General features: G+C 62.4%; 21 protein-coding genes. 9 read left to right on the top strand and 12 right to left on the bottom strand.

Going from position 1 to position 21,583, the window contains the following annotated elements:
- Positions 1-10: 10 nt before the first annotated feature.
- The 8 genes from ORL50_RS07330 to nrdR form a co-directional block, all read right to left on the bottom strand.
- A complete protein-coding gene (locus ORL50_RS07330; protein ID WP_085697647.1) occupies positions 11-514 on the bottom strand; it encodes a phosphatidylglycerophosphatase A family protein in 504 nt (167 codons plus the stop codon).
- A complete protein-coding gene (gene thiL / locus ORL50_RS07325) occupies positions 511-1,476 on the bottom strand; it encodes a thiamine-phosphate kinase (protein ID WP_266011612.1) in 966 nt (321 codons plus the stop codon). Before thiL ends, ORL50_RS07330 begins: the two co-directional genes overlap by 4 nt.
- Positions 1,477-1,480: 4 nt before the next feature.
- The gene (gene nusB, locus ORL50_RS07320; RefSeq protein ID WP_045057497.1) at positions 1,481-1,981 is read right to left on the bottom strand and encodes a transcription antitermination factor NusB; all 501 of its coding nucleotides are present in this window, start codon (positions 1,979-1,981) and stop codon (positions 1,481-1,483) included.
- Complete coding sequence (gene ribH / locus ORL50_RS07315) at positions 1,978-2,454, bottom strand: 6,7-dimethyl-8-ribityllumazine synthase (RefSeq protein ID WP_003206025.1); 477 nt, start codon at positions 2,452-2,454, stop codon at positions 1,978-1,980. The genes nusB and ribH overlap by 4 nt, the downstream gene beginning before the upstream one ends.
- 91 nt (positions 2,455-2,545) lie before the next feature.
- Positions 2,546-3,637, bottom strand: a complete 1,092-nt coding sequence (gene ribBA / locus ORL50_RS07310; RefSeq protein WP_266011600.1) for a bifunctional 3,4-dihydroxy-2-butanone-4-phosphate synthase/GTP cyclohydrolase II — start codon at positions 3,635-3,637, stop codon at positions 2,546-2,548.
- A 30-nt stretch (positions 3,638-3,667) separates the two neighbouring features.
- On the bottom strand, positions 3,668-4,333 hold the full coding sequence (locus ORL50_RS07305; protein ID WP_027924341.1) for a riboflavin synthase: 666 nt from the start codon (positions 4,331-4,333) through the stop codon (positions 3,668-3,670).
- Positions 4,334-4,379: 46 nt separating this feature from the next.
- Entirely contained in the window at positions 4,380-5,513 is a 1,134-nt protein-coding gene (ribD, locus tag ORL50_RS07300) for a bifunctional diaminohydroxyphosphoribosylaminopyrimidine deaminase/5-amino-6-(5-phosphoribosylamino)uracil reductase RibD (RefSeq protein ID WP_266011596.1), read from the bottom strand.
- On the bottom strand, positions 5,510-5,974 hold the full coding sequence (gene nrdR / locus ORL50_RS07295) for a transcriptional regulator NrdR (protein WP_003228656.1): 465 nt from the start codon (positions 5,972-5,974) through the stop codon (positions 5,510-5,512). Before nrdR ends, ribD begins: the two co-directional genes overlap by 4 nt.
- Before the next feature lie 127 nt (positions 5,975-6,101).
- Here nrdR and ORL50_RS07290 point away from each other — a divergent pair, with 127 nt between their 5' ends.
- The 3 genes from ORL50_RS07290 (at position 6,102) to trxA (ending at position 8,271) form a co-directional block, all read left to right on the top strand.
- Positions 6,102-6,566 (top strand): YbaY family lipoprotein, encoded by a 465-nt coding sequence (locus ORL50_RS07290; RefSeq protein ID WP_266011594.1) that lies wholly within the window; start codon positions 6,102-6,104, stop codon positions 6,564-6,566.
- Positions 6,563-7,219: a class I SAM-dependent methyltransferase gene (locus tag ORL50_RS07285; protein WP_266011592.1), complete on the top strand. Its 657-nt coding sequence runs from the start codon at positions 6,563-6,565 to the stop codon at positions 7,217-7,219. Before ORL50_RS07290 ends, ORL50_RS07285 begins: the two co-directional genes overlap by 4 nt.
- Positions 7,220-7,398: 179 nt before the next feature.
- Positions 7,399-8,271 carry a thioredoxin gene (gene trxA, locus ORL50_RS07280; RefSeq protein WP_266011590.1) on the top strand — a complete coding sequence of 291 codons (873 nt, stop codon included), beginning with the start codon at positions 7,399-7,401 and terminating at the stop codon, positions 8,269-8,271.
- A gap of 29 nt (positions 8,272-8,300) precedes the next feature.
- Here trxA and ORL50_RS07275 read toward each other — a convergent pair whose 3' ends face one another.
- Positions 8,301-8,642 carry a hypothetical protein gene (locus ORL50_RS07275; protein ID WP_266011588.1) on the bottom strand — a complete coding sequence of 114 codons (342 nt, stop codon included), beginning with the start codon at positions 8,640-8,642 and terminating at the stop codon, positions 8,301-8,303.
- 134 nt (positions 8,643-8,776) lie between these two features.
- On the opposite strand from ORL50_RS07275, the gene ORL50_RS07270 reads away from it, so the two are divergent.
- The 5 genes from ORL50_RS07270 (at position 8,777) to ORL50_RS07250 (ending at position 12,930) form a co-directional block, all read left to right on the top strand.
- Positions 8,777-9,361 (top strand): DUF2796 domain-containing protein, encoded by a 585-nt coding sequence (locus ORL50_RS07270; RefSeq protein ID WP_266011586.1) that lies wholly within the window; start codon positions 8,777-8,779, stop codon positions 9,359-9,361.
- Positions 9,362-9,497: 136 nt separating this feature from the next.
- Positions 9,498-10,208, top strand: a complete 711-nt coding sequence (locus ORL50_RS07265) for an ABC transporter ATP-binding protein (RefSeq protein WP_266011584.1) — start codon at positions 9,498-9,500, stop codon at positions 10,206-10,208.
- Between the two features lies 1 nt (position 10,209).
- A complete protein-coding gene (locus ORL50_RS07260) occupies positions 10,210-11,475 on the top strand; it encodes an ABC transporter permease (RefSeq protein ID WP_266011582.1) in 1,266 nt (421 codons plus the stop codon).
- Between the two features lie 11 nt (positions 11,476-11,486).
- Entirely contained in the window at positions 11,487-12,005 is a 519-nt protein-coding gene (locus ORL50_RS07255) for a DUF3299 domain-containing protein (protein ID WP_266011580.1), read from the top strand.
- 226 nt (positions 12,006-12,231) lie between these two features.
- Positions 12,232-12,930 (top strand): OmpW/AlkL family protein, encoded by a 699-nt coding sequence (locus ORL50_RS07250; RefSeq protein WP_266011578.1) that lies wholly within the window; start codon positions 12,232-12,234, stop codon positions 12,928-12,930.
- A gap of 143 nt (positions 12,931-13,073) precedes the next feature.
- Here the strand turns inward: ORL50_RS07250 and ORL50_RS07245 are convergent, their stop codons facing one another.
- The gene (locus ORL50_RS07245; protein WP_266011575.1) at positions 13,074-14,003 is read right to left on the bottom strand and encodes an NAD-dependent epimerase/dehydratase family protein; all 930 of its coding nucleotides are present in this window, start codon (positions 14,001-14,003) and stop codon (positions 13,074-13,076) included.
- Positions 13,996-14,880, bottom strand: a complete 885-nt coding sequence (locus tag ORL50_RS07240; RefSeq protein ID WP_266011573.1) for a sugar nucleotide-binding protein — start codon at positions 14,878-14,880, stop codon at positions 13,996-13,998. The genes ORL50_RS07245 and ORL50_RS07240 overlap by 8 nt, the downstream gene beginning before the upstream one ends.
- Before the next feature lie 136 nt (positions 14,881-15,016).
- On the opposite strand from ORL50_RS07240, the gene ORL50_RS07235 reads away from it, so the two are divergent.
- Positions 15,017-19,321: a DEAD/DEAH box helicase gene (locus ORL50_RS07235; RefSeq protein ID WP_266011571.1), complete on the top strand. Its 4,305-nt coding sequence runs from the start codon at positions 15,017-15,019 to the stop codon at positions 19,319-19,321.
- Positions 19,322-19,456: 135 nt separating this feature from the next.
- Here ORL50_RS07235 and ORL50_RS07230 read toward each other — a convergent pair whose 3' ends face one another.
- On the bottom strand, positions 19,457-21,568 hold the full coding sequence (locus tag ORL50_RS07230) for a mechanosensitive ion channel family protein (RefSeq protein ID WP_266011569.1): 2,112 nt from the start codon (positions 21,566-21,568) through the stop codon (positions 19,457-19,459).
- Positions 21,569-21,583: the final 15 nt, after the last annotated feature.

Here is a 21,583-nt window from a genome sequence, read left to right as displayed (position 1 = left end):
GGTCAGTCTTTCAAGCGAAAAGCCACACCAACCCTTGCATCGCCAGCCAGGCAAACACGCCAGCCAGTACATCATCCAGCATGATCCCGACGCCACCGTGCACGTGCCGGTCGATCCAGCGAATCGGCCACGGCTTGAGGATGTCGAAGAAGCGGAACACCAGGAATCCGGCGAGCAACCAGTACCAGCCTTCCGGCACCAGCCACAGGGTGATCCACATTCCGACCATCTCGTCCCAGACGATGCCTTCGTGGTCATGCACGCGCAAATCGTCGGCGACCTTGCCGCACAGCCAGAAGCCGAACAGCATGGTGATGCCCAGCATCAGCCAGTAACCCCAATCGGGCAACATCTGCCACAAAGGGATAAAGGGTAGTGCAACTAACGACCCCCAGGTGCCCGGAGCCTTTGGCAAGGTGCCCGAGCCAAAGCCGAACGCCAGGAAATGCCACGGATTGCGCCAGACCGACGGCGGTACGAATTCCGCCGGAACCTGCTTGGGATGATCTGTCACGTTGTCTCCCGAAAATGTTGGTAGCCCCGAGTTTGCGGGGTGATGTCTCGTCCGTCGGCATCCAGCAGGGTCACGCCCTGACCAGTGACTACACGTCCGACCACATGGATCGGCCAGCCGTCGGCCAACAGGCCGGGCAACTCGACGGACGGTAGGGTAAACGCCAGCACGTAGTCGTCGCCACCGCTCAAGGCCGCTTCTTCGGCGCCCGCCTGACCGAGGAAAGCTACCAGGGGCGCAGAGACAGGCAGCTTACTCCGCTTGACCTGAACGCCCACCTTCGAGGCGAGCGCTATGTGCCCGCAGTCCGCCAGCAGGCCGTCGGAGATATCCAGCGCCGAAGTCGCCTTGCCCCGGAGCGCTCGACCCAGGGCCAACTGCGGCTGCGGCGACCAGTAGTGTGCCAGCAGCGGGTCAGCGATCGAGGGTTCAGCCGTTCTCTGGCCGAGCACCAGCGGCAAGGCGCCAGCCGCGTTGCCCAACTCACCGCCCACACACAACAGGTCACCCGGCTGCGCGCCGCTGCGGACCAGCGCCTGACCGCCGGGCACCCGGCCAAATACGGTCATCGTCAGGCTCAGCGGCCCACGGGTGGTATCCCCACCGACTAGCGCCACACCGCAGCCCTGGGCCATGAGGTTCAAACCGCGGGCATAGGCTTGCAGCCAATCGGCAGTCACCGTCGGCAGGGTCAGGGCAAGGGTAAAGGCAACCGGCGTGGCGCCCATGGCGGCCAGATCGCTGACAGCCACCGCCAGCGAGCGCTGGCCGAGCAGAAAAGGGTCGCAAGGATCTGCGAAGTGCACACCGGCAACCAGGGTGTCGGTGGAAATTGCCAACTGCTCCCCGGGGGGAACAGCCAGCAAGGCGCAATCGTCGCCGATCCCCAGAGCAACGCCCTCGCCGCCCTGCGCACAAGGCGCGGCGGCGAAGAAATTGCGGATCAGCTCAAACTCGCCCATTAGGTTAGCGCTTGAACGCCTTCACTTCAGCTTCACGCAAACGCGGGGCCAGCTTGTCGAGTACACCGTTGACGAACTTGTGGCCGTCGGTGGAACCGAAGACTTTCGCCAGCTCGATACCTTCGTTGATCACAACGCGGTACGGCACGTCGACGCGCTCGAGCAGTTCCCAGGTGGACAGGCGCAGAACGGCCAGCTCAACCGGGTCCAGCTCTTCGATGGTGATGTCCAGGCATGGCGCCAGTGCGGCGTCGATGCGGTCTCTCTGAGCCGGAACCCCGTGCAGGATTTCACGGAAGTAGGCACCGTCGACATCGCTGAAATCGTTATCGACCCGGAACTGCGCTTCGATCTCGTTCAGCGATTGCCGAGCCATGTGCCATTGGTACAGCGCCTGGGTCGCGAGCTGACGGGCTTCGCGACGCTTGACGCTTTTCGATGGCTTGCCGGCATCCGCAGGCTTTGGATCGCGCGGGTTGAAACGATCGCTTTCGTCGCTAATCACTTGGCCTCCAACTGCGCCAGCAGGCTGACCATTTCCAGGGCGGACAGGGCAGCTTCAGCACCTTTGTTACCGGCCTTGGTGCCGGAACGTTCGATAGCTTGCTCGATGGAATCAACGGTCAGCACGCCAAATGCGACTGGAACGCCGAACTCCATGGATACCTGGGCCAGGCCCTTGGTGCATTCGCCTGCGACGTATTCGAAGTGCGGGGTACCGCCACGAATGACTGCGCCCAGGGCGATGATTGCCGCATATTCGCCCTTCTGAGCGACTTTCTGCGCAACCAGCGGGATTTCGAAGGCGCCAGGCGCACGGATGATGGTGATGTCGCTTTCGCTCACGCCATGGCGAACCAGGGCATCCACTGCACCGCCGACCAGGCTTTCAACGACGAAGCTGTTGAAACGGCCTACTACCAAAGCGTAGCGGCCTTTAGGGGCGATGAAGGTACCTTCGATGGTCTTCAGGGTCATTCGTTAGATCTCTTAAAGAGCCGGGACGCGCTTTCTACGCGTCCCTCAGTGATTTGTTAGCCACGAATCAAGGACAGGAAACGACCGGTCATTATTCGGAGGGCACGTATTCTACAACTTCCAGATCGAAACCGGATATCGCATTAAATTTCATCGGCGCACTCATCAAGCGCATTTTGCGTACGCCCAGGTCCCGGAGGATCTGCGAACCGGCACCGACGATGCTGTAGGTGGTCGGTTTTTTCACTGCTGCCTGGTCGGCTGTCTCGCGGATGTGCGCGAGTAATACGTCGCCATCCAGCGGGTGGCCGAGCAACAAGACAACGCCACTGCCGGCCTCGGCAACCGCAGCCATCGCGGCACGCAGGCTCCAGCGCCCCGGTTGCTTGACCATCAACAGGTCGCGCAGCGGGTCCATGTTGTGCACCCGGACCAGCGTCGGTTCGTCAGCGCACACGGTGCCCAGGGTCAGTGCCATGTGCACGTCGCCTTCCACGGAATCACGATAGGTCACCAAGTTGAATTGGCCCAGTTCGCTATCCAGCGGCTGCTCGGCAATCCGCTGAACGGTACGTTCGTGGATCATCCGGTAGTGGATCAGGTCGGCGATGGTACCGATCTTGATGTTGTGTTCGGCGGCAAAGGCTTCCAGCTCGGCGCGACGGGACATGGTGCCGTCGTCGTTCATCACTTCGCAGATCACTCCGCTCGGCTCGAAACCGGCCATGCGTGCCAGATCACACGCCGCTTCGGTGTGGCCAGCGCGGGCCAGAGTGCCGCCGGCTTGGGCCATCAGCGGAAAAATGTGCCCAGGGCTGACGATGTCTTCAGCCTTGGCGTCTTTCGCGGCAGCAGCTTGTACCGTGCGCGCACGGTCGGCAGCGGAAATGCCGGTGGTGACGCCGGTAGCGGCCTCGATGGACACGGTGAACTTGGTGCCGAAACCGGATCCGTTGCGCGGTGCCATCAATGGCAGCTTCAACAATTCGCAGCGCTCGCGGCTCATCGGCATGCAGATCAGGCCACGGGCGTGCTTGGCCATGAAGTTGATGTGCTCGGCCTGGCAGCACTCGGCGGCCATGATCAGGTCGCCTTCGTTCTCGCGGTCTTCGTCATCCATGAGGATGACCATCTTGCCTTGGCGGATGTCTTCAACCAGTTCTTCGATGCTATTGAGCGCCACAAGGCACCCCCCTTCTTTCGAAATTACAGCTCAGGATTTGAGGTAGCCGTTGGCGGCCAGAAAGCTTTCGGTAATGGTGCTGCCGGCAGTCGACTCTGCAGCCTTGTCGCCCAGCAGCAGGCGCTCCAGGTAACGGGCAAGCAAGTCGACTTCAAGGTTCACCCGGCGACCTGGCTGATAAGACGCCATGATGGTTTCGCTCAAGGTGTGCGGAATGATCGTCAGCATGAACTCGGCGCCATCGACTGCGTTCACGGTCAGGCTGGTGCCGTCGACGGTGATCGAGCCTTTATGGGCGATGTACTTGGCCAGCTCTTTCGGCGCACGGATGCGGAATTCCACGGCACGGGCATTCTCGGTGCGGGCAACCACTTCGCCAACGCCATCGACATGGCCGCTGACCAGATGCCCGCCGAGGCGAGTGGTCGGGGTCAGGGCTTTTTCCAGGTTGACCGGGCTGCCGCTTTTCAGGTCGTTCATCGCGGTGCAGTCGAGGGTTTCACGACTGACGTCCGCAGCAAAACCGTTACCTGGTAATTCAACGGCGGTCAGGCACACGCCGTTGACCGCGATGCTGTCGCCCAGTTTGACGTCACTCAGATCGAGCTTGCCGGTTTCTACGTGAACCCGCACATCCCCGCCTTTGGGGGTCAATGCACGAATACTGCCGATGGATTCGATGATGCCGGTAAACATGGAGTCCTCCTCGAGAACGGGCCAGCGCTGTGGCGATGGCCGAGAATTATACGCTCGCTGCCGGCACAGGAATGGCAGTGACCCGCCAGTCATCGCCAACCGCGCGAATTTCGGTGATTTTGAGTTCTGGCGCGTCTTTCATCTGCGCCAGCGGCCAGTCCAGCAGTGGGCGTGCCGAGGAACCAAGGAACTTGCCGGCGATGAAAATCTGGAACTCGTCCACCAGCCCTTGTTGTGCGAAAGCCCCGGCCAGACGCGGCCCCGCTTCGACCAGCACTTCGTTGACCCCACGGTTGGCCAGTTCAACCAGCAGCTTGCGCAGGTCGACCAGGCCATCCTCGCCCGCCACGATCAGGCACTCCGGCCCATTGGCATATTGCTCTTCGATCGCCATGCAGGTGGCCACCAGCGCCGGGCCGGCCTTGAAGAACGGCGCGTCCAGCGGCACTCGCAGACGGCCGTCGATCAGCACGCGCAACGGCGGCCGGCTCATGGCCAATGCGGTTTGTTCGGCATCCAGCCCCAACTCATCGGCACGCACGGTCAAGCGCGCGTTATCCGCCAGCACGGTGTCGGCACCGGTCAGCACTACACTGGCCTGGGCCCGCAGGCGTTGGACCGCCGAGCGCGCCGCTGGACCGGTGATCCACTGACTCTCGCCGCTTTCCATGGCCGTACGACCGTCGAGACTCATGGCCAGCTTGACCCGCACAAATGGCAAGCCGTGCTCCATGCGTTTCAGGAAGCCTTCATTGAGCTTGCGTGCCTCGCCTTCCAGCACGCCGCTTGCGATCGCAATGCCAGCCTGGGCCAGACGCTGCATGCCGCGACCGGCAACCGCCGGGTTCGGGTCCTGCATGGCCGCCACCACCCGCGCCAGACCGGCATGCACCAGCGCATCGGCACAGGGCGGCGTACGGCCGTGATGACTGCAAGGTTCCAGGGTCACGTAGGCGGTGGCGCCACGGGCCTTGTCGCCGGCCGCGCGCAGCGCATGAACCTCGGCGTGTGGCTCGCCGGTGCGCTCGTGCCAGCCTTCGCCGACAATCTGCCCGTCGCGCACGATCACACAGCCGACCCGCGGGTTGGGGTGGGTCGTGTAGTGACCTTTGCGCGCCAGTTCCAGGGCGCGGGCCATGTAGTGGGCGTCGAGGATGGCTTGCTCTGCGGATGTGCTCATTCTTTCACCGGCTCACGGGCCAGGCGATCGATCTCTTCGCGGAACTCGTTGAGGTCCTGGAAGCGTCGATACACGGAGGCAAAACGAATGTAGGCGACTTCGTCGAGCTTTTGCAGCTCGGCCATCACCAGTTCACCGACCACAAGAGATTTGACCTCACGCTCGCCGGTGGCTCGCAGTTTGTGCTTGATGTGCACCAGCGAAGATTCGAGGCGTTCGACACTCACCGGACGCTTCTCGAGCGCACGCTGCATGCCGGCACGGAGTTTTTCTTCATCGAACGGCTGACGACTGCCGTCGGTTTTGATCAGGCGCGGCAACACCAGTTCAGCCGTCTCGAACGTCGTGAAACGTTCGCCGCAGGCCAGGCATTCACGCCGGCGGCGCACCTGTTCGCCCTCGGCGACCAGACGCGAGTCGATGACCTTGGTGTCGTTGGCACCGCAGAAGGGACAGTGCATGGTGGCAGCAACAAAAAAAGGGAGGGCCATGGTAGCGCATCCCCGTGGCAAGACAAGCCATAGGGTTTGCGGTATACAGACTGGATGTATCGACCGACCCATGGATTTCACCTTGCTGGAGCCGCCAATGCCACTAAGACCGCTCGTTTTACTCAGCCTCTTCAGCCTGCTGGTGGCCTGCGGCACTGATGCGCCCAAGCCCCAGCCGCCAACCCCGGGCCCCGCGCCCCAGGCGGCGCAGAAAAAAGCCCGGGAGTCGGCCGACCTTGGCCCCCTGCCCGCTTATCAGCGTGAACTGAGCGGCACGCTGCAAGGCGTACCGGCCGGCGCCGAAGTCGAACTGGCGCTGCTGGTGATCGATGACAAGGACCGCCCGCAGCAGCTGCTGGCCAGTTCCAGCCTGATTGGGACCAATCAGATCCTGCCGTTCCACCTGCGTTTTAATCCGGAATCTTTCCCCGCAGGCCAGCGCGTTGAACTGCGTGGCCGCGCCAGCCAGTCGGGGCAGCTGATTCTGCATCTGCCATCGCAGGTCATTACGCAACCGACCACCCAGGCCATGGGTCAGCTGCAATTCGTCAAAGCGCCATGATTGCACCGCTCGACCTGCAATTGGCGCTGGGAGAATTACTGGGTGATGCGCAGCTGGTACCTGTCGCATTGCCCGGTACCGATCTGAAACTCTGGCTGATCGACGGCGACAACATGGACCGCGCCTTCAGCCCGGAAGAAACCCGGCGCATCCTCCATGAACCGCCGTACTGGAGTTTCTGCTGGGCCAGCGGCCTGGCGGTGGCGCGTTACCTCGCTGAACACCCGCATTGGGTCGTGGGCAAACGGGTGCTGGACTTCGGAGCCGGCTCCGGAGTGGCGGGCATTGCCGCCGTCAAGGCCGGAGCCCAGGAAGTGGTCGCCTGCGATCTAGACCCGCTGGCCATCGCCGCGTGTCGGGCGAATGCCGAGCTCAATGACGTGCAACTCTCCTACTCGACCGATTTTTTTGCCGAGGCTGATCGGTTCGATCTGATTCTGGTGGCTGACGTTCTGTACGACCGAGCGAATCTACCGTTACTCGACGAGTTTCTAAGTCGTGGCAAGGAAGCGTTGGTGGCGGATTCACGGGTGAGGGATTTCAGGCATCCGCTCTACCAACGCATCGAGATGCTGGAAGCCATGACCCTGCCGGATCTGGCGGAGCCGGAGGAGTTTCGGCATGTGAGCCTGTACCACGCGCGGCGCGGCTAAAAGCATCGCGAGCAAGCTCACTCCTACACTGGATCTGCGCCATACCGAAAATCCCGGTAGGAGTGAGCCTGCTCGCGATGGCAATGTATCCCGCGCCGCAGAACTTGAGCCCTCCCCGCTTCCGGCCGCCCCCCGTCAAGCCGTATAGTTGCCCCATTAACGCTTCCAAGAGATCCCCCATGAGTCAGGAAACGCCGTACATCTTCGACGCCACCACCGCCGATTTCGACCAGTCGGTGATCGAGAACTCATTCCACAAACCCGTCCTGGTGGATTTCTGGGCCGAATGGTGCGCGCCCTGCAAGGTGCTGATGCCGATGCTGCAGAACATCGCCGAGAGCTATCAGGGCGAGCTGCTGTTGGCCAAGGTCAACTGCGACTTGGAGCCGGACATCGTCGCCCGCTTTGGCATCCGCAGCCTGCCAACCGTGGTGCTGTTCAAGGACGGCCAGCCGGTGGACGGTTTTGCCGGTGCGCAGCCGGAGTCAGCCGTGCGCACCCTGCTCGAACCCCATGTGCAGATGCCGCCGCCGGCTGCCGCCGACCCGTTCGAACAGGCTCAGGCGTTGTTTGACGACAGCCGTTTCGCCGATGCCGAAGCCGTGCTCAAAGTGCTGCTTGGGGAGGACAACAGCAACGCCAAGGCGCTGATTCTCTACGCCCGCTGCCTGACTGAGCGCGGCGAGCTGGCTGATGCGCAATCGGTACTCGACTCGGTCCAGAGCGACGAGCATAAGGCTGCCCTGGCCGGTGCCAAGGCGCAGATCCAGTTCCTCGGCCAGGCCAAGGATTTGCCGGATGCTGCAGACTTGAAAGCGCGCCTGGCGAAAAACCCGCAGGACGACGAAGCCGTCTATCAGTTGGCCGTCCAGCAACTGGCCCGGCAGCAATACGATGCGGCGCTCGACGGTTTGCTCAAGCTGTTCATCCGCAATCGCAGCTATAGCGAAGGGTTGCCGCACAAGACCTTGCTGCAGGTGTTCGAGCTGCTGGGCAACGATCATCCGCTGGTGACCACTTACCGTCGCAAGTTGTTTGCTGCTCTTTATTGATTGCCATCTCTGTAGGAGCGAGCTCGCTCCTACAGCCAGCTGTAAATCGGCGTATCTGCGCCGCTGACCACTTTCACATCCGCACAATGGCGCAAGCGCACTAACAGGCGCTTGCCAGCTGCCGCGCTGCCGGTCAGGGCTTCCAGTTGCTCCAGCAAATCCGGCCCGCTCAACTGTCCGGCCTGGCGCAACAGATCCTTGGCGACCTGCCACAGTGCATCATCCTGAGTAACCGGTTTCGCCGCAGGCGCCGCGCTGGCTTCCACCGGAGCGACCTGCAATTGCGCGCCAAGCCGCGCCCAGTCAGCGTCGTCCATCTCCAACGTCAAATCCACCGGCCAGGCGCCGATGCTTCCGCGTATACGCAACATTGAATCTGCTCCCGCATTTTTCTTCTGTGCATGCTCCCACGGGACTTGTGCAACGCCAAGCAGCCAGTCAAACTCCACGGCGTTTCGTTATAAGATTACATAACATTTTATTTAACTTCCGCCCGGAGAATCCCATGCGTCGTCTATTGCTCGCTTTGCCGTTCGCCCTGTTGCCACTGGCCGACGCTCACGCCGCCGAAGCCCATGATCACGAGCATGAACACGGCAGCCTGGAGGCCCATGAGCATGGTGTCGGGCGCTTGAATGCGGCGCTGGACGGGCAGACGCTGGAACTGGAACTGGAAAGCCCGGCGATGAACCTGGTGGGTTTTGAACACCAGGCCGCCACCGACGCCGACAAAGCCAAGGTCGCCGCCGCACGTGCGCAGCTTGAGAAACCGCAGGCCCTGTTCAGCCTGCCGCAAGCTGCCGGCTGTGTGGTCGCCAGCCAGGAGCTGGAAAGCCCGTTGTTCGGTGACAAGCCGCACGCCGATCATGATCACGATGAGGCGGCCAAGGGCGAGCATCACCACGATCACAGTGAAATACACGCCCATTACCGCTTCACCTGCTCGACACCCGCAGCGCTGAAGTCCCTGGACCTGGCGAATATCTTCAATACCTTCCCGGCCACCCAGAAAATTCAGGTACAACTGATCGGCCCGAGCGGCCAGCAAGGGGTTGAAGTAACGGCGAAGGCTGCGGCCCTGAAATTCTGATCCACCACACAACCGATGTGGGAGCGGGCTTGCTCGCGAAAGTGGTATGTCAGGCAACATTAATATCGACTGACATACCCTCTTCGCGAGCGAGCCCGCTCCCACAGTGGCTCACCACCAACCTGACCGGTTTCACATGACCCAACCTCTCATCGAACTGTCCAACCTGGGCTTCAGCTGGCCCGGCCATCCGCCGCTGCTGGACATCCCGGCGTTTCGCCTGGAGCCCGGTGAAACCTTGTTCCTCAAAGGCCCCAGCGGCAGCGGCAAGACCACCCTGCTCGGCCTGCTCGGCGGCGTGCAGAAGCCCGATCGCGGCAGCATTCGCCTGCTGGGCCAGGAACTGACCGAGCTGTCCGCCGGTGCCCGCGATACGTTTCGCGTCGATCACACCGGCTACATCTTCCAGCAATTCAACCTGCTGCCGTTCCTCTCAGTGCGCGAGAACGTCGAGTTGCCCTGTCATTTCTCCAGGCTGCGCGCCGAACGGGCGAAACTGCGCCATGGCAGCGTCGACCAGGCTGCCGCCACCCTGCTTGCCCACCTTGGCCTGAAGGATCAGCACCTGTTGGGCCGTCGCGCCGATTCCCTTTCCATCGGTCAGCAGCAACGCGTAGCCGCCGCCCGCGCCCTGATCGGTCAGCCTGAACTGGTGATTGCCGACGAGCCAACCTCGGCGCTGGACTATGACGCTCGGGAGAATTTCATCCGACTGCTGTTCGCCGAATGCCGCGAAGCCGGTTCGAGCCTGCTGTTCGTCAGCCATGATCAGAGCCTGGCGCCGCTGTTCGATCGCCACCTGTCGCTGGCCGAACTCAACCGCGCCGCCACGTCCGAAGAGGTTTGAGATGTATCTGTTTCGTCTAGCCATGGCCAGCCTGGCTAACCGCCGCTTCACCGCGATCCTCACGGCGTTTGCCATCGCCCTGTCGGTATGCCTGCTGTTGGCAGTGGAAAGAGTGCGCACCGAGGCCAAGGCCAGTTTTGCCAGCACCATCAGCGGCACCGACCTGATCGTCGGCGCGCGCTCCGGCTCGGTGAATCTGTTGTTGTACTCGGTTTTTCGCATCGGCAACGCCACCAATAACATCCGCTGGGACAGCTTCGAACACTTCGCCAACAACCCGAAAGTGAAGTGGGCGATCCCGATGTCCCTGGGTGATTCCCATCGCGGTTATCGGGTGATGGGCACGACAGAGGCGTATTTCGAGCACTACCAGTACGGTCGCGCGCAACATCTGCAACTGGCCGACGGGCGCGCATTCGCCACCGATCCGTTTGAAGTGGTGCTCGGCGCCGAAGTGGCGGATGCGCTGCACTACAAGCTCGGTGACAAACTGGTCCTGGCCCACGGCGTCGCAGTGATCAGCCTGGTCAAGCACGAGGACAAGCCGTTCACCGTGGTCGGCATTCTTAAACGTACCGGCACCCCCGTGGACCGCACGTTGCACATCAGCCTGGGAGGCATGGAAGCGATTCACGTCGACTGGCACAACGGCGTCCCGGCCCAGGGCAAAGGGCGTATCAGTGCCGACCAGGCGCGCAACATGGACCTCACGCCGCAGGCGATCACCGCTTTTATGCTGGGGCTGAACAGCAAGATTTCCACCTTTGCCCTGCAGCGCGAGATCAATGAATTTCGCGGTGAGCCGCTGCTCTCGATTCTGCCCGGCGTCGCCCTGCAGGAGTTGTGGAGCCTGATGAGCACTGCGGAAAAAGCCTTGTTCGTGGTGTCGCTGTTCGTGGTGTTGACCGGCTTGATCGGCATGCTCACGGCGATTCTCACCAGCCTCAACGAGCGCCGGCGCGAGATGGCGATCCTGCGTTCGGTCGGTGCCCGACCCTGGCATATCGCCTCGTTGCTGGTGCTGGAGGCGTTCGCCTTGGCATTGTCCGGGGTGGTCGCCGGAGTGGCCCTGTTGTACCTGTGCATCGCCGCGGCCCAGGGTTACGTACAGGCCAATTACGGCCTGTATTTGCCGCTGGCGTGGCCTAGCGAATATGAATGGACGCTACTTGGTGGCATCCTCTGCGCAGCGTTGCTGATGGGCAGCGTTCCGGCCTGGCGTGCTTATCGCCAATCCCTTGCCGATGGCCTGTCGATCCGTTTATGAGGAAGTCGAAGATGCCCCGCGCCCTGCTCGCGCTGTTGATGCTGGTCGCCCTGCCCCTGTGGGCAGCGGTGCCCAAGGACCTGACCTGGTCGGAAATGATCCCGCCGGACGCGGCGCCGGAAGTGCCGAACATGACACCGCTGCACGACCTGTCACAGATGAGCGATGCCCTGTCGGCCGAGTCGGCGCCAGCCGCGAAGCAGGACATGCCGAATGCGCCAGTGGTGCAGGGACTCGACGGCCAGAACATTCGCCTGCCGGGCTACATCGTGCCGCTGGAAGTGAGTGAGGAAGGTCGCACGACCGAGTTTCTGCTGGTGCCGTACTTCGGCGCCTGCATCCACGTGCCGCCTCCGCCATCGAACCAGATAGTGCACGTGAAAAGCGAAGTGGGCGTGAAGCTGGACGAGCTGTATCAGCCGTACTGGATCGAGGGAGCGATGCAGGTGAAGGCGTCGACCAGCGAGTTGGCGGATGCGGGGTATCAGATGGAGGCGGACAAGATTTATGCGTATGAATTGCCGGAATGAAACTGGTGGTTCCATGTTGTTCGAAAGATTGCTATCGCGAGCAGGCTCACTCCTACATTGGATCTGCGCCGCCAATAATTGTAGGAGTGAGCCTGCTCGCGATGCGGCCCTCAAGGTTCCATAAAAACCATGCGTATCACCCTTTCATTGAGCTGCATCAACAGACCTGATCGTTAGCCGCCTTACCATTGGACATCGAAAACTTTTAACGTCCTTTGGAGCCCTCATGAACAAGTCCGCGCTCTGCGCTTCGCTGGTTGCCCTCGCGCTCGCAGCCCCGCTCGCCCACGCCCACGACGCTGGCGACATCATCGTTCGCGCCGGCGCGATCACCGTTAACCCGAAGGCCGACAGCTCCAGCGTCAAGGTTGACCAGGGTCCGTTGGCAGGTGCCGACCTGGGTGGCAAGGCGACCATGAGCAGCGACACGCAGCTGGGCTTGAACTTCGCCTACATGATCGACAACAACTGGGGTATCGAACTGCTCGCCGCCTCCCCGTTCGAGCATGACGTGAAGATCAAGGGCACTGCCCTGGGCGCGGCCAACGGTAAACTCGGTTCGCTCAAACACCTGCCGCCAACTCTGAGCGTGGTGTACTACCCGCTGGATCACAAGTCGGTATTCCAACCGTACGTGGGTGCCGGCATCAACTACACCTGGATCTACGATGAGCACGTCGGCAGTGAAGCCAGCGCCAACGGCTTCAGCAATTTCAAGGCGGAGAACTCCTGGGGCATGGCGTTCCAGGTCGGTGCCGACTACATGATCACCGACAACATCATGCTCAACGCACAGGTGCGGTACATCGACATCGACACCACCGCCACCGTGGAAAACAACGCAGTGGCGCCGGGTACCCGGGCCAAGGTCGACGTGGATGTGGACCCGTTCATCTACATGGTTGGCCTCGGTTATAAATTCTAAATCCCCATCGCGAGCAGGCTCACTCCTACAGGAGTACACACTCCCCTGTAGGAGTGAGCCTGCTCGCGATGACGTCAGCACAAACAACGAAATCCAGAAACAAAAAGGCGCCCCTGAGGGCGCCTTTTCATTGCAGCTAAAAGTCAGCGCCCCAACAACCGCGCCAACCCCACGCTCATCGGCGTCTGCTCAGGATAAGTAAACCGCTCCAGCAGCCGTCGATTATTCGCCCGCGAATGGCGGATATCACCCGAGCGCGCCGGCCCGTAGCTCACTGGCGGCAACTGACCCACTACCGCTTCCAGCGCCTGCAGCATCTGCTTGAGTGTGGTCGCCTGGTTCCAGCCGACATTGATCGCACCCACCTCGACCTGCGGCTTCTCGATCGCCTGCACCAGCAGGTCGACCAGGTCTTCGACGTAGACAAAATCCCGGGTCTGCTCGCCATCGCCAAACACAGTGATCGGCAGGCCTTTCTGCGCCCGCTCGCTGAAGATGCTGATTACTCCGGAGTATGGCGAGGACGGATCCTGGCGCGGGCCGAAGATGTTGAAGAAGCGGAAGATCACCGGTTCCAGGCCGTGCTGGCGTCGGTAGAAATCAAAATAATGCTCGCTGGCCAGCTTGTCCGAGGCATAGGGCGTCAATGGCGACTTGGGCGTGTCTTCGTCGATCGACTCGCCTTCACCGTTGTTGCCATAGACCGCCGCGCTGGAAGCAAACAATACGCGCTTGACCCCAGCCTGACGCATGGCTTCGCACACGTTCAGCGAACCAATGAAGTTACTCTGGTGAGTCCTCACCGGGTCATCCACCGAAGCCTGCACCGAAGCGACTGCCGCAAGGTGCGCCACAGCGCTGCAGCCGGCCATGGCCTGGGCCACCAGCGCGGCATCGGCGACATCACCGACGACCAACTCGACCTGGGGATTGTCCAGCGGCAGGTTGCTGCGCTTGCCGGTGGACAGGTCGTCGAGGATGCGCACCGAATGTCCCTTGGCGAGCAAGGCATCGGTCAAGTGCGAGCCGATGAAACCGGCACCGCCGGTGATTAGAACTGGGCCGTCAGCCATGGCGATAGAACCTGTCCAGTAGGCCCGGGAGCGCCGCGCGCCAGGCACGCGGCTTGATCCCGAACGTGTGCAGAATTTTCTTGCAGGCCAGCACCGCGTGTTGCGGCTCTTCGGCAGCGTCCGGGCGCGCGGCGTGAGCCTGCGCGGTGGGCGCTTCGATGGCCAGCGGGTGGAGGTTGCGCGCTTCAGTCAGGATAGCCTGCCCCAGTGCCAGCGGCGTAGTGGCCTCATGCCCGGCGTAATGATAGGTGCCCCACAGCGGCGCCGCGCAATCAAGTTGCTTGAGCACTGAAATAATCACCCGGGCGGCATCGTCGACCGGCGTCGGATTGCCCCGGCGGTCGTCGGCCATCAGCAATGCTTCAGGCTGCTCGGCGCGAGCCAGGAAACGCCCGAGAGTACCCTCGGCGCTGTCATCGAGCAGCCAGCCGAAGCGCAGCAGCACGTGCTGCGGGCAAGTAGCGCGCACGCTTTGCTCGATGCGCCACAAAGCCTGGCCACGCAAGCCCAAGGGCACAGGCTCGTCTTTTTCGCTGTAGGCAGTGGCGCGGGAGCCGTCGAACACACGATAGCTCGACGGCTGCATCAGGACGATGTTGTGGTGCTGGCACAATTCGGCGAGACGCTCGACTGCGCGTTCCTGCCCGGCCAGGCGCTGCTCGCTGACTGCTTCGGCCTGGAACCAGTCGAAGTAGTACGCAAGGTTGATCAGCGCGTCCGGGCGGGTGTCGTCGAGCAATTGCGTCAGGCTCGCGGCATCCCAGCCGTCTTGCGGCGGGCGGGGGGCGAGGAAGCCGATGTCTTCCTCCGCACCGAGGCGAATCAGCGCCTGCCCAAGGGCATTTCCGCCGCCCAGTAACATAAGGCGCATTCGCATAAGGTCAGCAGGCCCAGTCTGATTGGAACGATGGCTTTTAGACAGCACCCGCAGGTGAAGTCATTGATAATTGCCGGAATCGTTGCATTTTGCGGGTTTAGTACGCAACCGTCACCCGTAAAGTGTAAATTGCCTTATGAACCTGCCAATCCCTCCTGACGCGGCCCTGGCGGGCTTCCACCCCGCCGTCAGTGCCTGGTTCCGCAACACCTTCGCGACGGTGACTGCCGCCCAGGCACGGGCGTGGCCGTTGATTCGCCAGCGCCGCTCGACATTGATCGCGGCGCCCACCGGATCGGGTAAAACCCTGACTGCATTTCTCGCAGTGATCGATGACCTGGTACATCGGGGCCTGGAGTCCGCGGGCGGACTGCCTGATGCGACCCTGGTGGTTTATGTCTCGCCGCTAAAGGCGCTGTCCAACGATATCCGGATCAACCTGCAAAACCCCCTGGCCGGCATCACCGAACAGCTGCGGCTCATGGGTTTGCCGCCCTTGCAAATCACGACTGCCGTACGCACCGGCGACACTGCGCAAAAAGACCGGGCTGCGATGCGCAGGACCCCACCGCACATTCTGGTGACCACCCCGGAATCGCTTTATGTGCTGCTGGGTTCCGATTCCGGGCGGCAGATGCTCGGCACCACGCGCACGGTGATCGTCGATGAAATCCACGCCATCGCCGCCAGCAAACGCGGCAGTCACCTGGCCCTGAGCCTTGAGCGTCTGCAGGCGCTGTGTGCCGAACCGCTGACGCGCATCGGCCTGTCGGCCACACAAAAACCCATTGAAGCGGTGTCACGCTACCTGGCGGGGCGTGACCGTCCCTGCGAAATAATCGACATCGGCCATGCCCGTCCGCGAGACCTGGGCATTGAAGTACCTCCTGTGCCGTTGTCGGCGGTCATGGCCAATGACGTCTGGGAACTGGTCTATGACCGCCTCGCCGTCCTCGCCGGCGAGCACCGCACCACGCTGATTTTCGTCAACACCCGGCGCCTGGCGGAACGCCTCAGTCGTCACTTGAGCGAACGCCTGGGCAAGGACGCAGTAGCCGCCCACCATGGCAGCCTGGCCAAGGAATTTCGCCTGGATGCCGAGCAACGGCTCAAGCGCGGTGAGCTGCAGGTGCTGATTGCCACGGCCTCCCTGGAGTTGGGAATCGACATTGGCGAAGTCGACCTGGTGTGCCAGATATCCTCGCCGCGCTCGATCGCCGGATTCCTGCAAAGGGTCGGCCGCTCCGGGCACCAGGTCGGCGGCACGCCCAAGGGGCGCCTGTTCGCCACCACCCGCGATGACCTGATTGAATGCACCGCCCTGCTCGACTGCGTACGCCGCGGTGAACTCGACACCTTGCAAATTCCCAAGGCGCCGCTGGACGTGCTGGCACAACAGATCATCGCCGAGGTCAGTTGCCGGGAGTGGCAGGAACAGCCGCTGCTGGACATGTTTCGTAAAGCGTCGCCCTATGCCGAGCTCGATGAAAACCACTACCAGGCATTACTGCAGATGCTCGCCGAAGGCTACAACGGCAGTCAGGGAATCCGCAGCGCCTACCTGCACCGCGACGCGCTGACCCGCACGCTGCGCGGTCGCCGGGGCAGCAAGCTGACTGCGGTCACCAGCGGCGGGACGATTCCGGACAATGCCGACTACAGCGTGTTGCTCGAACCCCAGGCGCTGAACATCGGCAGCGTCAACGAAGACTTTGCGGTGGAAAGCATCGCCGGGGATGTGTTCCAGCTGGGCAATACATCCTATCGAATCCTGCGGGTCGAGGCCGGCAAGGTGCGGGTCGAAGACGCCCAGGGCCAGCCGCCGACCATCCCGTTCTGGCTCGGCGAGGCGCCTGGGCGCAGTGCCGAATTGTCCTTCGCGGTGGCGCGCCTGCAAGCCCGACTCGACGAGCTGCTGGCGGCCACTCCCGGCGATCTGCAACCGGCCCTCGACTGGCTGACCGACACCCTCGGCCTGAACCTTGCCAGCGCCGAACAACTGGTGGATTACCTGGCCCGGGCGCGCTTGACCCTGGGCGCCCTGCCGTCCCAGGACACGCTGCTGATGGAGCGGTTTTTCGACGAGTCCGGCGGCACCCAACTGATCATTCACACGCCCTTTGGCAGTCGCATCAACCGCGCCTGGGGCATGGCGCTGCGCAAGCGATTCTGCCGTACGTTCAACTTCGAGCTGCAGGCGGCGGCCAGCGAGGACGCCATCGTGCTCTCGTTGTCCAGCAGCCACAGTTTCGAACTCGACGAAGTCTGGCGTTACCTGCACAGCAACAGCGCCGAGCACTTGTTGATTCAAGCCGTCCTCGAGGCGCCGCTGTTCAACGTGCGCTGGCGCTGGAATGCCGGGGTCGCGCTGGCATTGCCGCGCTACACCGGCGGGCGCAAGGTCGCACCGCAGATCCAGCGGATGAAAAGCGAAGACCTGATCGCCAGCGTGTTCCCCGACCAGATTGCCTGCGTGGAAAATCTCGCCGGCGAGCGTGAAGTGCCCGCGCATCCGCTGGTGGAACAGACCCTCGACGACTGCCTGCACGAAGCCATGGACTGCGAAGGCTGGCTGAATCTGCTGCGGCGTATGGAGCGTGGCGAAGTGCGCCTGATCAGCCGTGATCTGCCCGCGCCCTCGCCGTTGGCGGCGGAAATCCTCAGCGCCCGGCCCTACAGTTTTCTCGACGATGCGCCACTGGAAGAGCGTCGCACCCAGGCGGTGCTCAATCGGCGCTGGACAGATCCGCAATCCACTGACGACCTTGGCGCCCTCGACGCCGAGGCGATTCAGGCGGTGCGCGAGGAAGCCTGGCCAGCGCCGACCAGCATCGATGAGATGCATGAGGCGCTGATGAGTCTTGCCTGTATCACCGAGGAGGAAGCCCAGGCCAACCCTCAATGGCCAGACTGGCTGGATGCGCTGGCCGAGGGCGGCCGGGCCAGCCGGATTGACAACTCGCGGTGGTTCGCCCTGGAGCGTCTGACCTGCCTGCAAGCGATTTATCCACAGGCGCCAGTGCAGCCGCCGATGACCGCTTTGCCCGGGTTCGATGAAGCCTGGGAGCGGGAGGAGGCCGTGCTGGAAGTGGTGCGCGCACGCCTGGGGGCGTTCGGCCCGCTGCCCTTGCCAGCAATTGCCGGCCCACTGGGTCTCCCTGCCGCTGACGTCACTCAGGCGCTGGCGCACCTGGAGCGCGAAGGTTACGTACTGCGCGGGCGTTTTTCCCTCGGCGCCAGCGCAGAAGAATGGTGCGAACGCCATCTTCTGGCGCGCATCCATCGCTACACGGTCAAGCGTCTACGCCGGGAAATCGAGCCCGTGGCCTTGCAGGATTTCATGCGCTTCCTGTTCGACTGGCAGCACTTGTCCAGCGCTGCTCAGGGTCAGGGCAGCGCGGTGTTGCCGGCGATTGTCGCGCAGTTCGAAGGCTACCCCGCCGCCGCTTCCGCCTGGGACAGCGACATCCTGCCCGCGCGTATCAAGGGCTATTCGGCGAGCTGGCTGGACGATCTCTGTCGCAGTGGCAAGCTGGTGTGGACGCGCCTGACGACTCACGGCAAAGGCGCCAGCACCGCATTGCGCAGCACGCCGATCCTGTTGCTGCCGCGTAATCAGGTCGGTTTGTGGAGCAGCCTGACCGAGCAGACTCCGGTCGAAGAGCTTTCAGCCAAGACGCGCAAGGTCTACGAAGCTCTCAGCCAGCATGGCGCGTTGTTTTTTGACGAGCTGATTCATGAGGCCCACCTGCTGCGCGCCGAGCTGGAAATCGCCCTGCAGGAACTGGTGGGCGCGGGCCTGGTGAATGCTGACAGTTTTGCCGGCCTGCGCGCGCTCATCACCCCGGCCAGCAAACGCCAGGCCCGCAGCAGCCGACGAGGGCGCGGGGCTTTTATCGGCGGGATGGACGATGCCGGGCGTTGGGCGTTGTTGAAGCGTGGGCCGGCTGCGCCGGCTGTGGACAACAAACGCCCGGCGCCAACGCCTGCAGAGACACTGGAACACATCGCCATGACCTTGCTGCGACGCTATGGCGTGGTGTTCTGGCGCTTACTGGAACGTGAGGCGGACTGGTTGCCGAGCTGGCGTGAGTTGCTGCGCACTTTTCATCGGCTGGAGGCCCGCGGGGAGATTCGTGGCGGGCGCTTTGTCAGCGGTCTGGCCGGTGAACAATTTGCCTTGCCCGAGGCGATCCCGTTGCTGCGCGAGGTGCGGCGACGGCCTCACGACGGGAGCCTGGTGGCGGTCTGCGGGGTGGATCCGCTGAACCTGGCAGGCACGCTGTTACCCGGCGCGAAGGTGCCGGCACTGGCGAGTAATCGGCTGGTGTATCGCGATGGCGTCCCGGCGGCGGCGGTGATTGCGGGCAAACAGCAGATCTGGCTGGAGCTGGATCCACAGGCGGGTGCTGAGGTGCGGAGCAGGTTGATTCAGCATTGATTGAGGTTGTCTGGACTGGCCCCATCGCGAGCAGGCTCACTCCTACAGGGGATCGAGTTGAAATGAGGTTCTCTGATCAACGATCCAATGTAGGAGTGAGCCTGCTCGCGATGAGGGCCTGAGTCACAGCGCCTGTCACTGCGAACGCGGTTGCTCCGGCAACAGCACCGCAGCATGCTCCGGCGCCTGCCCCTCCTCCTCAGCCTGACGCTTGGGCAACAAAACCTGCTGTGGATAAGTCTGCGCGAAATGCACCCACGGGCTGTTATCCACAAGCTTTTTCAAGCGCTGATTGAATGCCCGACTCACCGCATATTGCCCACCCGACACCGTGCGGAACTGTGCGGTCAGTACCACGCCGTTGAGGTCCATCTTGTCGACGCCAAACACATCCAGCGGCCCCTGCAGGTTGTACTTGAGAAACGCATCTTCGCGGATCGACTCTCCCGCTTCGCGGATCAGCTCGATGGCCTTGTCGACGTCGGTGTCGTAAGTGAACTGCACCGAGAAAAACGCATAGGCAAACTGCCGTGATTGGTTGGTCACGGCCTTGATCTGGCCGAACGGCACCGAATGCACAAAACCTTTGCCGTCCCGCAGGCGCAGGGTGCGGATGGTCAGGCCCTCGACCGTGCCGGCGTGACCCGAGTCGAGCACTACCCAGTCGCCGATCGATAGCGTGTCTTCAATGATGATGAACAGGCCGGTGATCACATCCTGCACCAGCTGCTGGGAACCAAAACCGATCGCCAGCCCGACCACCCCGGCACCGGCAAGCAGCGGCGCCACGTTGATCCCCAGATTGGCCATGGTGGTGATTGCGCAGATCACCACCAGGATGATTTTCATCGCATTGCGCAGCAGCGGCAGGATGGTTTTCACCCGCGTGCTGGGCTGCCGCGCCGAGCGCTTGTTGACGGGCGGCTTCAGGGCTTCCTGAATCGCCGTGTCGAGCACTACCCAGAACAGCCAGGTCACCAGGAAGATCAGGCCGATGCGGCTCAGCGAGTCACTGATCGCCCGCCCGATGGAGTTCTGCACGGCGAATTCGAATAGCGAGACACCCCAGATCCGTCCGAGAATTTCGATGAACGCCACCGCCATCACGATCCGCACCAGTGCGTGCAGCAGGCTGACAAAGCGCTCCTTGTAAGCGCTGCTGCGCTGCACTGCCTCAGCTTTACGCGACTTGAACAGGTGCTGGAATACTGTGCTGAGGAACACCGTGGCGATTAGCAGGATGGTGGTGAACAAGGCGCAGCGCAGAGCCTTTTGATTGTCTTCCCCCACCCCGATCAGATTGATCGCCGAGACCATGACCATCAGCAGGATCGGCCAGTACCAGAGCCCGGAGAAAATCCGCAGGGATTCCTGCAGCGACGGTTGTTTCAAGCGTTGCGCCAGCGGCCGGTTGCGGATCAGGTGCGCCACCGGGCGGCGCAGGCGGATCACCAGCAAGCCAAAGATGATCGAAGCGAAAAGACCGGTGAATACCGCAATGCTGCTGGTGATATTGCCACCCAGTTGGCGGGCGATCTGCGGGCTGGTCAGGGCATCACTCAACGCGGCGAGGAAGCCGATCAGGAACAGTGGTTTGGGACAGTAGTCGCGGATGATCTGCACCGCCGGCCGCTTGTGCCCGGTGTTGAACATGACGATCACACACAGCAACATTGAAGTGGAAAATATCCCGCTGCTGGTGGCGTAGGCAAAACACAGCGCCAGCGCCCGCCCTACCGAAGCCGGGAGGAAATGACTGACCGAGAGTGTCAGCGGCAGACAGATAATCGCAGGCAAGGTGTAGGGCAACACGTAACCGAGCAGATCCTGGCTGCGCTGCCGGGTGCTCAACCAGCGCCCCTGATTCAACCGCTTGGCCAACAGGCCACCGAGTACCGTGAGCAAGGCAAAAGCGCCCAACCAGACTCCGGACAGCAGCAGGAAGTCACCCACCACACTCATGGGTGACCGGGTCGAAGGCCGGTTCACCAGCTTGTCCACTTCATCCGCCGCCCGATCAGCCCGCAGGCGCCAGGCGTCCACCAGGTCTTCGTTGAGGTCGAGTTTGTCCTGCACATCGTCGATGCTGGAACTGATGGCGCCGAGCAGGCCTCCCTGGACCAGCGGTTCAGGCGCGGCCGGCTCTTCGGCAGCGGCTGGAACGCCTGGCAGTGCGGCGGCTTGCAACGCGTTGCTGGAAAAAATCAGCAACGCCCCCAGTAATATCGCGGTCTTGAACTTGAGCAAAACGCGGAGCTCCTC

Source organism: Pseudomonas sp. RIT-562, from assembly GCF_026241895.1.
GTDB classification, from domain to species: Bacteria; Pseudomonadota; Gammaproteobacteria; order Pseudomonadales; family Pseudomonadaceae; genus Aquipseudomonas; species Aquipseudomonas mandelii_F.
The sequence above is the reverse complement of the archived record's forward strand: the minus strand, read 5'-3'. Positions and strand labels throughout refer to the sequence as shown.

What these genes read in the sequence shown, in the direction of transcription:
- thiL (WP_266011612.1), bottom strand. Translation starts at nt 1,476, where the DNA reads ATGGGCGAGTTTGAGCTGATCCGCAATTTCTTCGCCGCCGCGCCTTGT.
- ribH (WP_003206025.1), bottom strand. Translation starts at nt 2,454, where the DNA reads ATGACCCTGAAGACCATCGAAGGTACCTTCATCGCCCCTAAAGGCCGC.
- ORL50_RS07305 (WP_027924341.1), bottom strand. Translation starts at nt 4,333, where the DNA reads ATGTTTACCGGCATCATCGAATCCATCGGCAGTATTCGTGCATTGACC.
- ribD (WP_266011596.1), bottom strand. Translation starts at nt 5,513, where the DNA reads ATGAGCACATCCGCAGAGCAAGCCATCCTCGACGCCCACTACATGGCC.
- nrdR (WP_003228656.1), bottom strand. Translation starts at nt 5,974, where the DNA reads ATGCACTGTCCCTTCTGCGGTGCCAACGACACCAAGGTCATCGACTCG.
- ORL50_RS07290 (WP_266011594.1), top strand. Translation starts at nt 6,102, where the DNA reads ATGCCACTAAGACCGCTCGTTTTACTCAGCCTCTTCAGCCTGCTGGTG.
- ORL50_RS07285 (WP_266011592.1), top strand. Translation starts at nt 6,563, where the DNA reads ATGATTGCACCGCTCGACCTGCAATTGGCGCTGGGAGAATTACTGGGT.
- trxA (WP_266011590.1), top strand. Translation starts at nt 7,399, where the DNA reads ATGAGTCAGGAAACGCCGTACATCTTCGACGCCACCACCGCCGATTTC.
- ORL50_RS07275 (WP_266011588.1), bottom strand. Translation starts at nt 8,642, where the DNA reads ATGTTGCGTATACGCGGAAGCATCGGCGCCTGGCCGGTGGATTTGACG.
- ORL50_RS07270 (WP_266011586.1), top strand. Translation starts at nt 8,777, where the DNA reads ATGCGTCGTCTATTGCTCGCTTTGCCGTTCGCCCTGTTGCCACTGGCC.
- ORL50_RS07265 (WP_266011584.1), top strand. Translation starts at nt 9,498, where the DNA reads ATGACCCAACCTCTCATCGAACTGTCCAACCTGGGCTTCAGCTGGCCC.
- ORL50_RS07260 (WP_266011582.1), top strand. Translation starts at nt 10,210, where the DNA reads ATGTATCTGTTTCGTCTAGCCATGGCCAGCCTGGCTAACCGCCGCTTC.
- ORL50_RS07255 (WP_266011580.1), top strand. Translation starts at nt 11,487, where the DNA reads ATGCCCCGCGCCCTGCTCGCGCTGTTGATGCTGGTCGCCCTGCCCCTG.
- ORL50_RS07250 (WP_266011578.1), top strand. Translation starts at nt 12,232, where the DNA reads ATGAACAAGTCCGCGCTCTGCGCTTCGCTGGTTGCCCTCGCGCTCGCA.
- ORL50_RS07245 (WP_266011575.1), bottom strand. Translation starts at nt 14,003, where the DNA reads ATGGCTGACGGCCCAGTTCTAATCACCGGCGGTGCCGGTTTCATCGGC.
- ORL50_RS07240 (WP_266011573.1), bottom strand. Translation starts at nt 14,880, where the DNA reads ATGCGAATGCGCCTTATGTTACTGGGCGGCGGAAATGCCCTTGGGCAG.
- ORL50_RS07235 (WP_266011571.1), top strand. Translation starts at nt 15,017, where the DNA reads ATGAACCTGCCAATCCCTCCTGACGCGGCCCTGGCGGGCTTCCACCCC.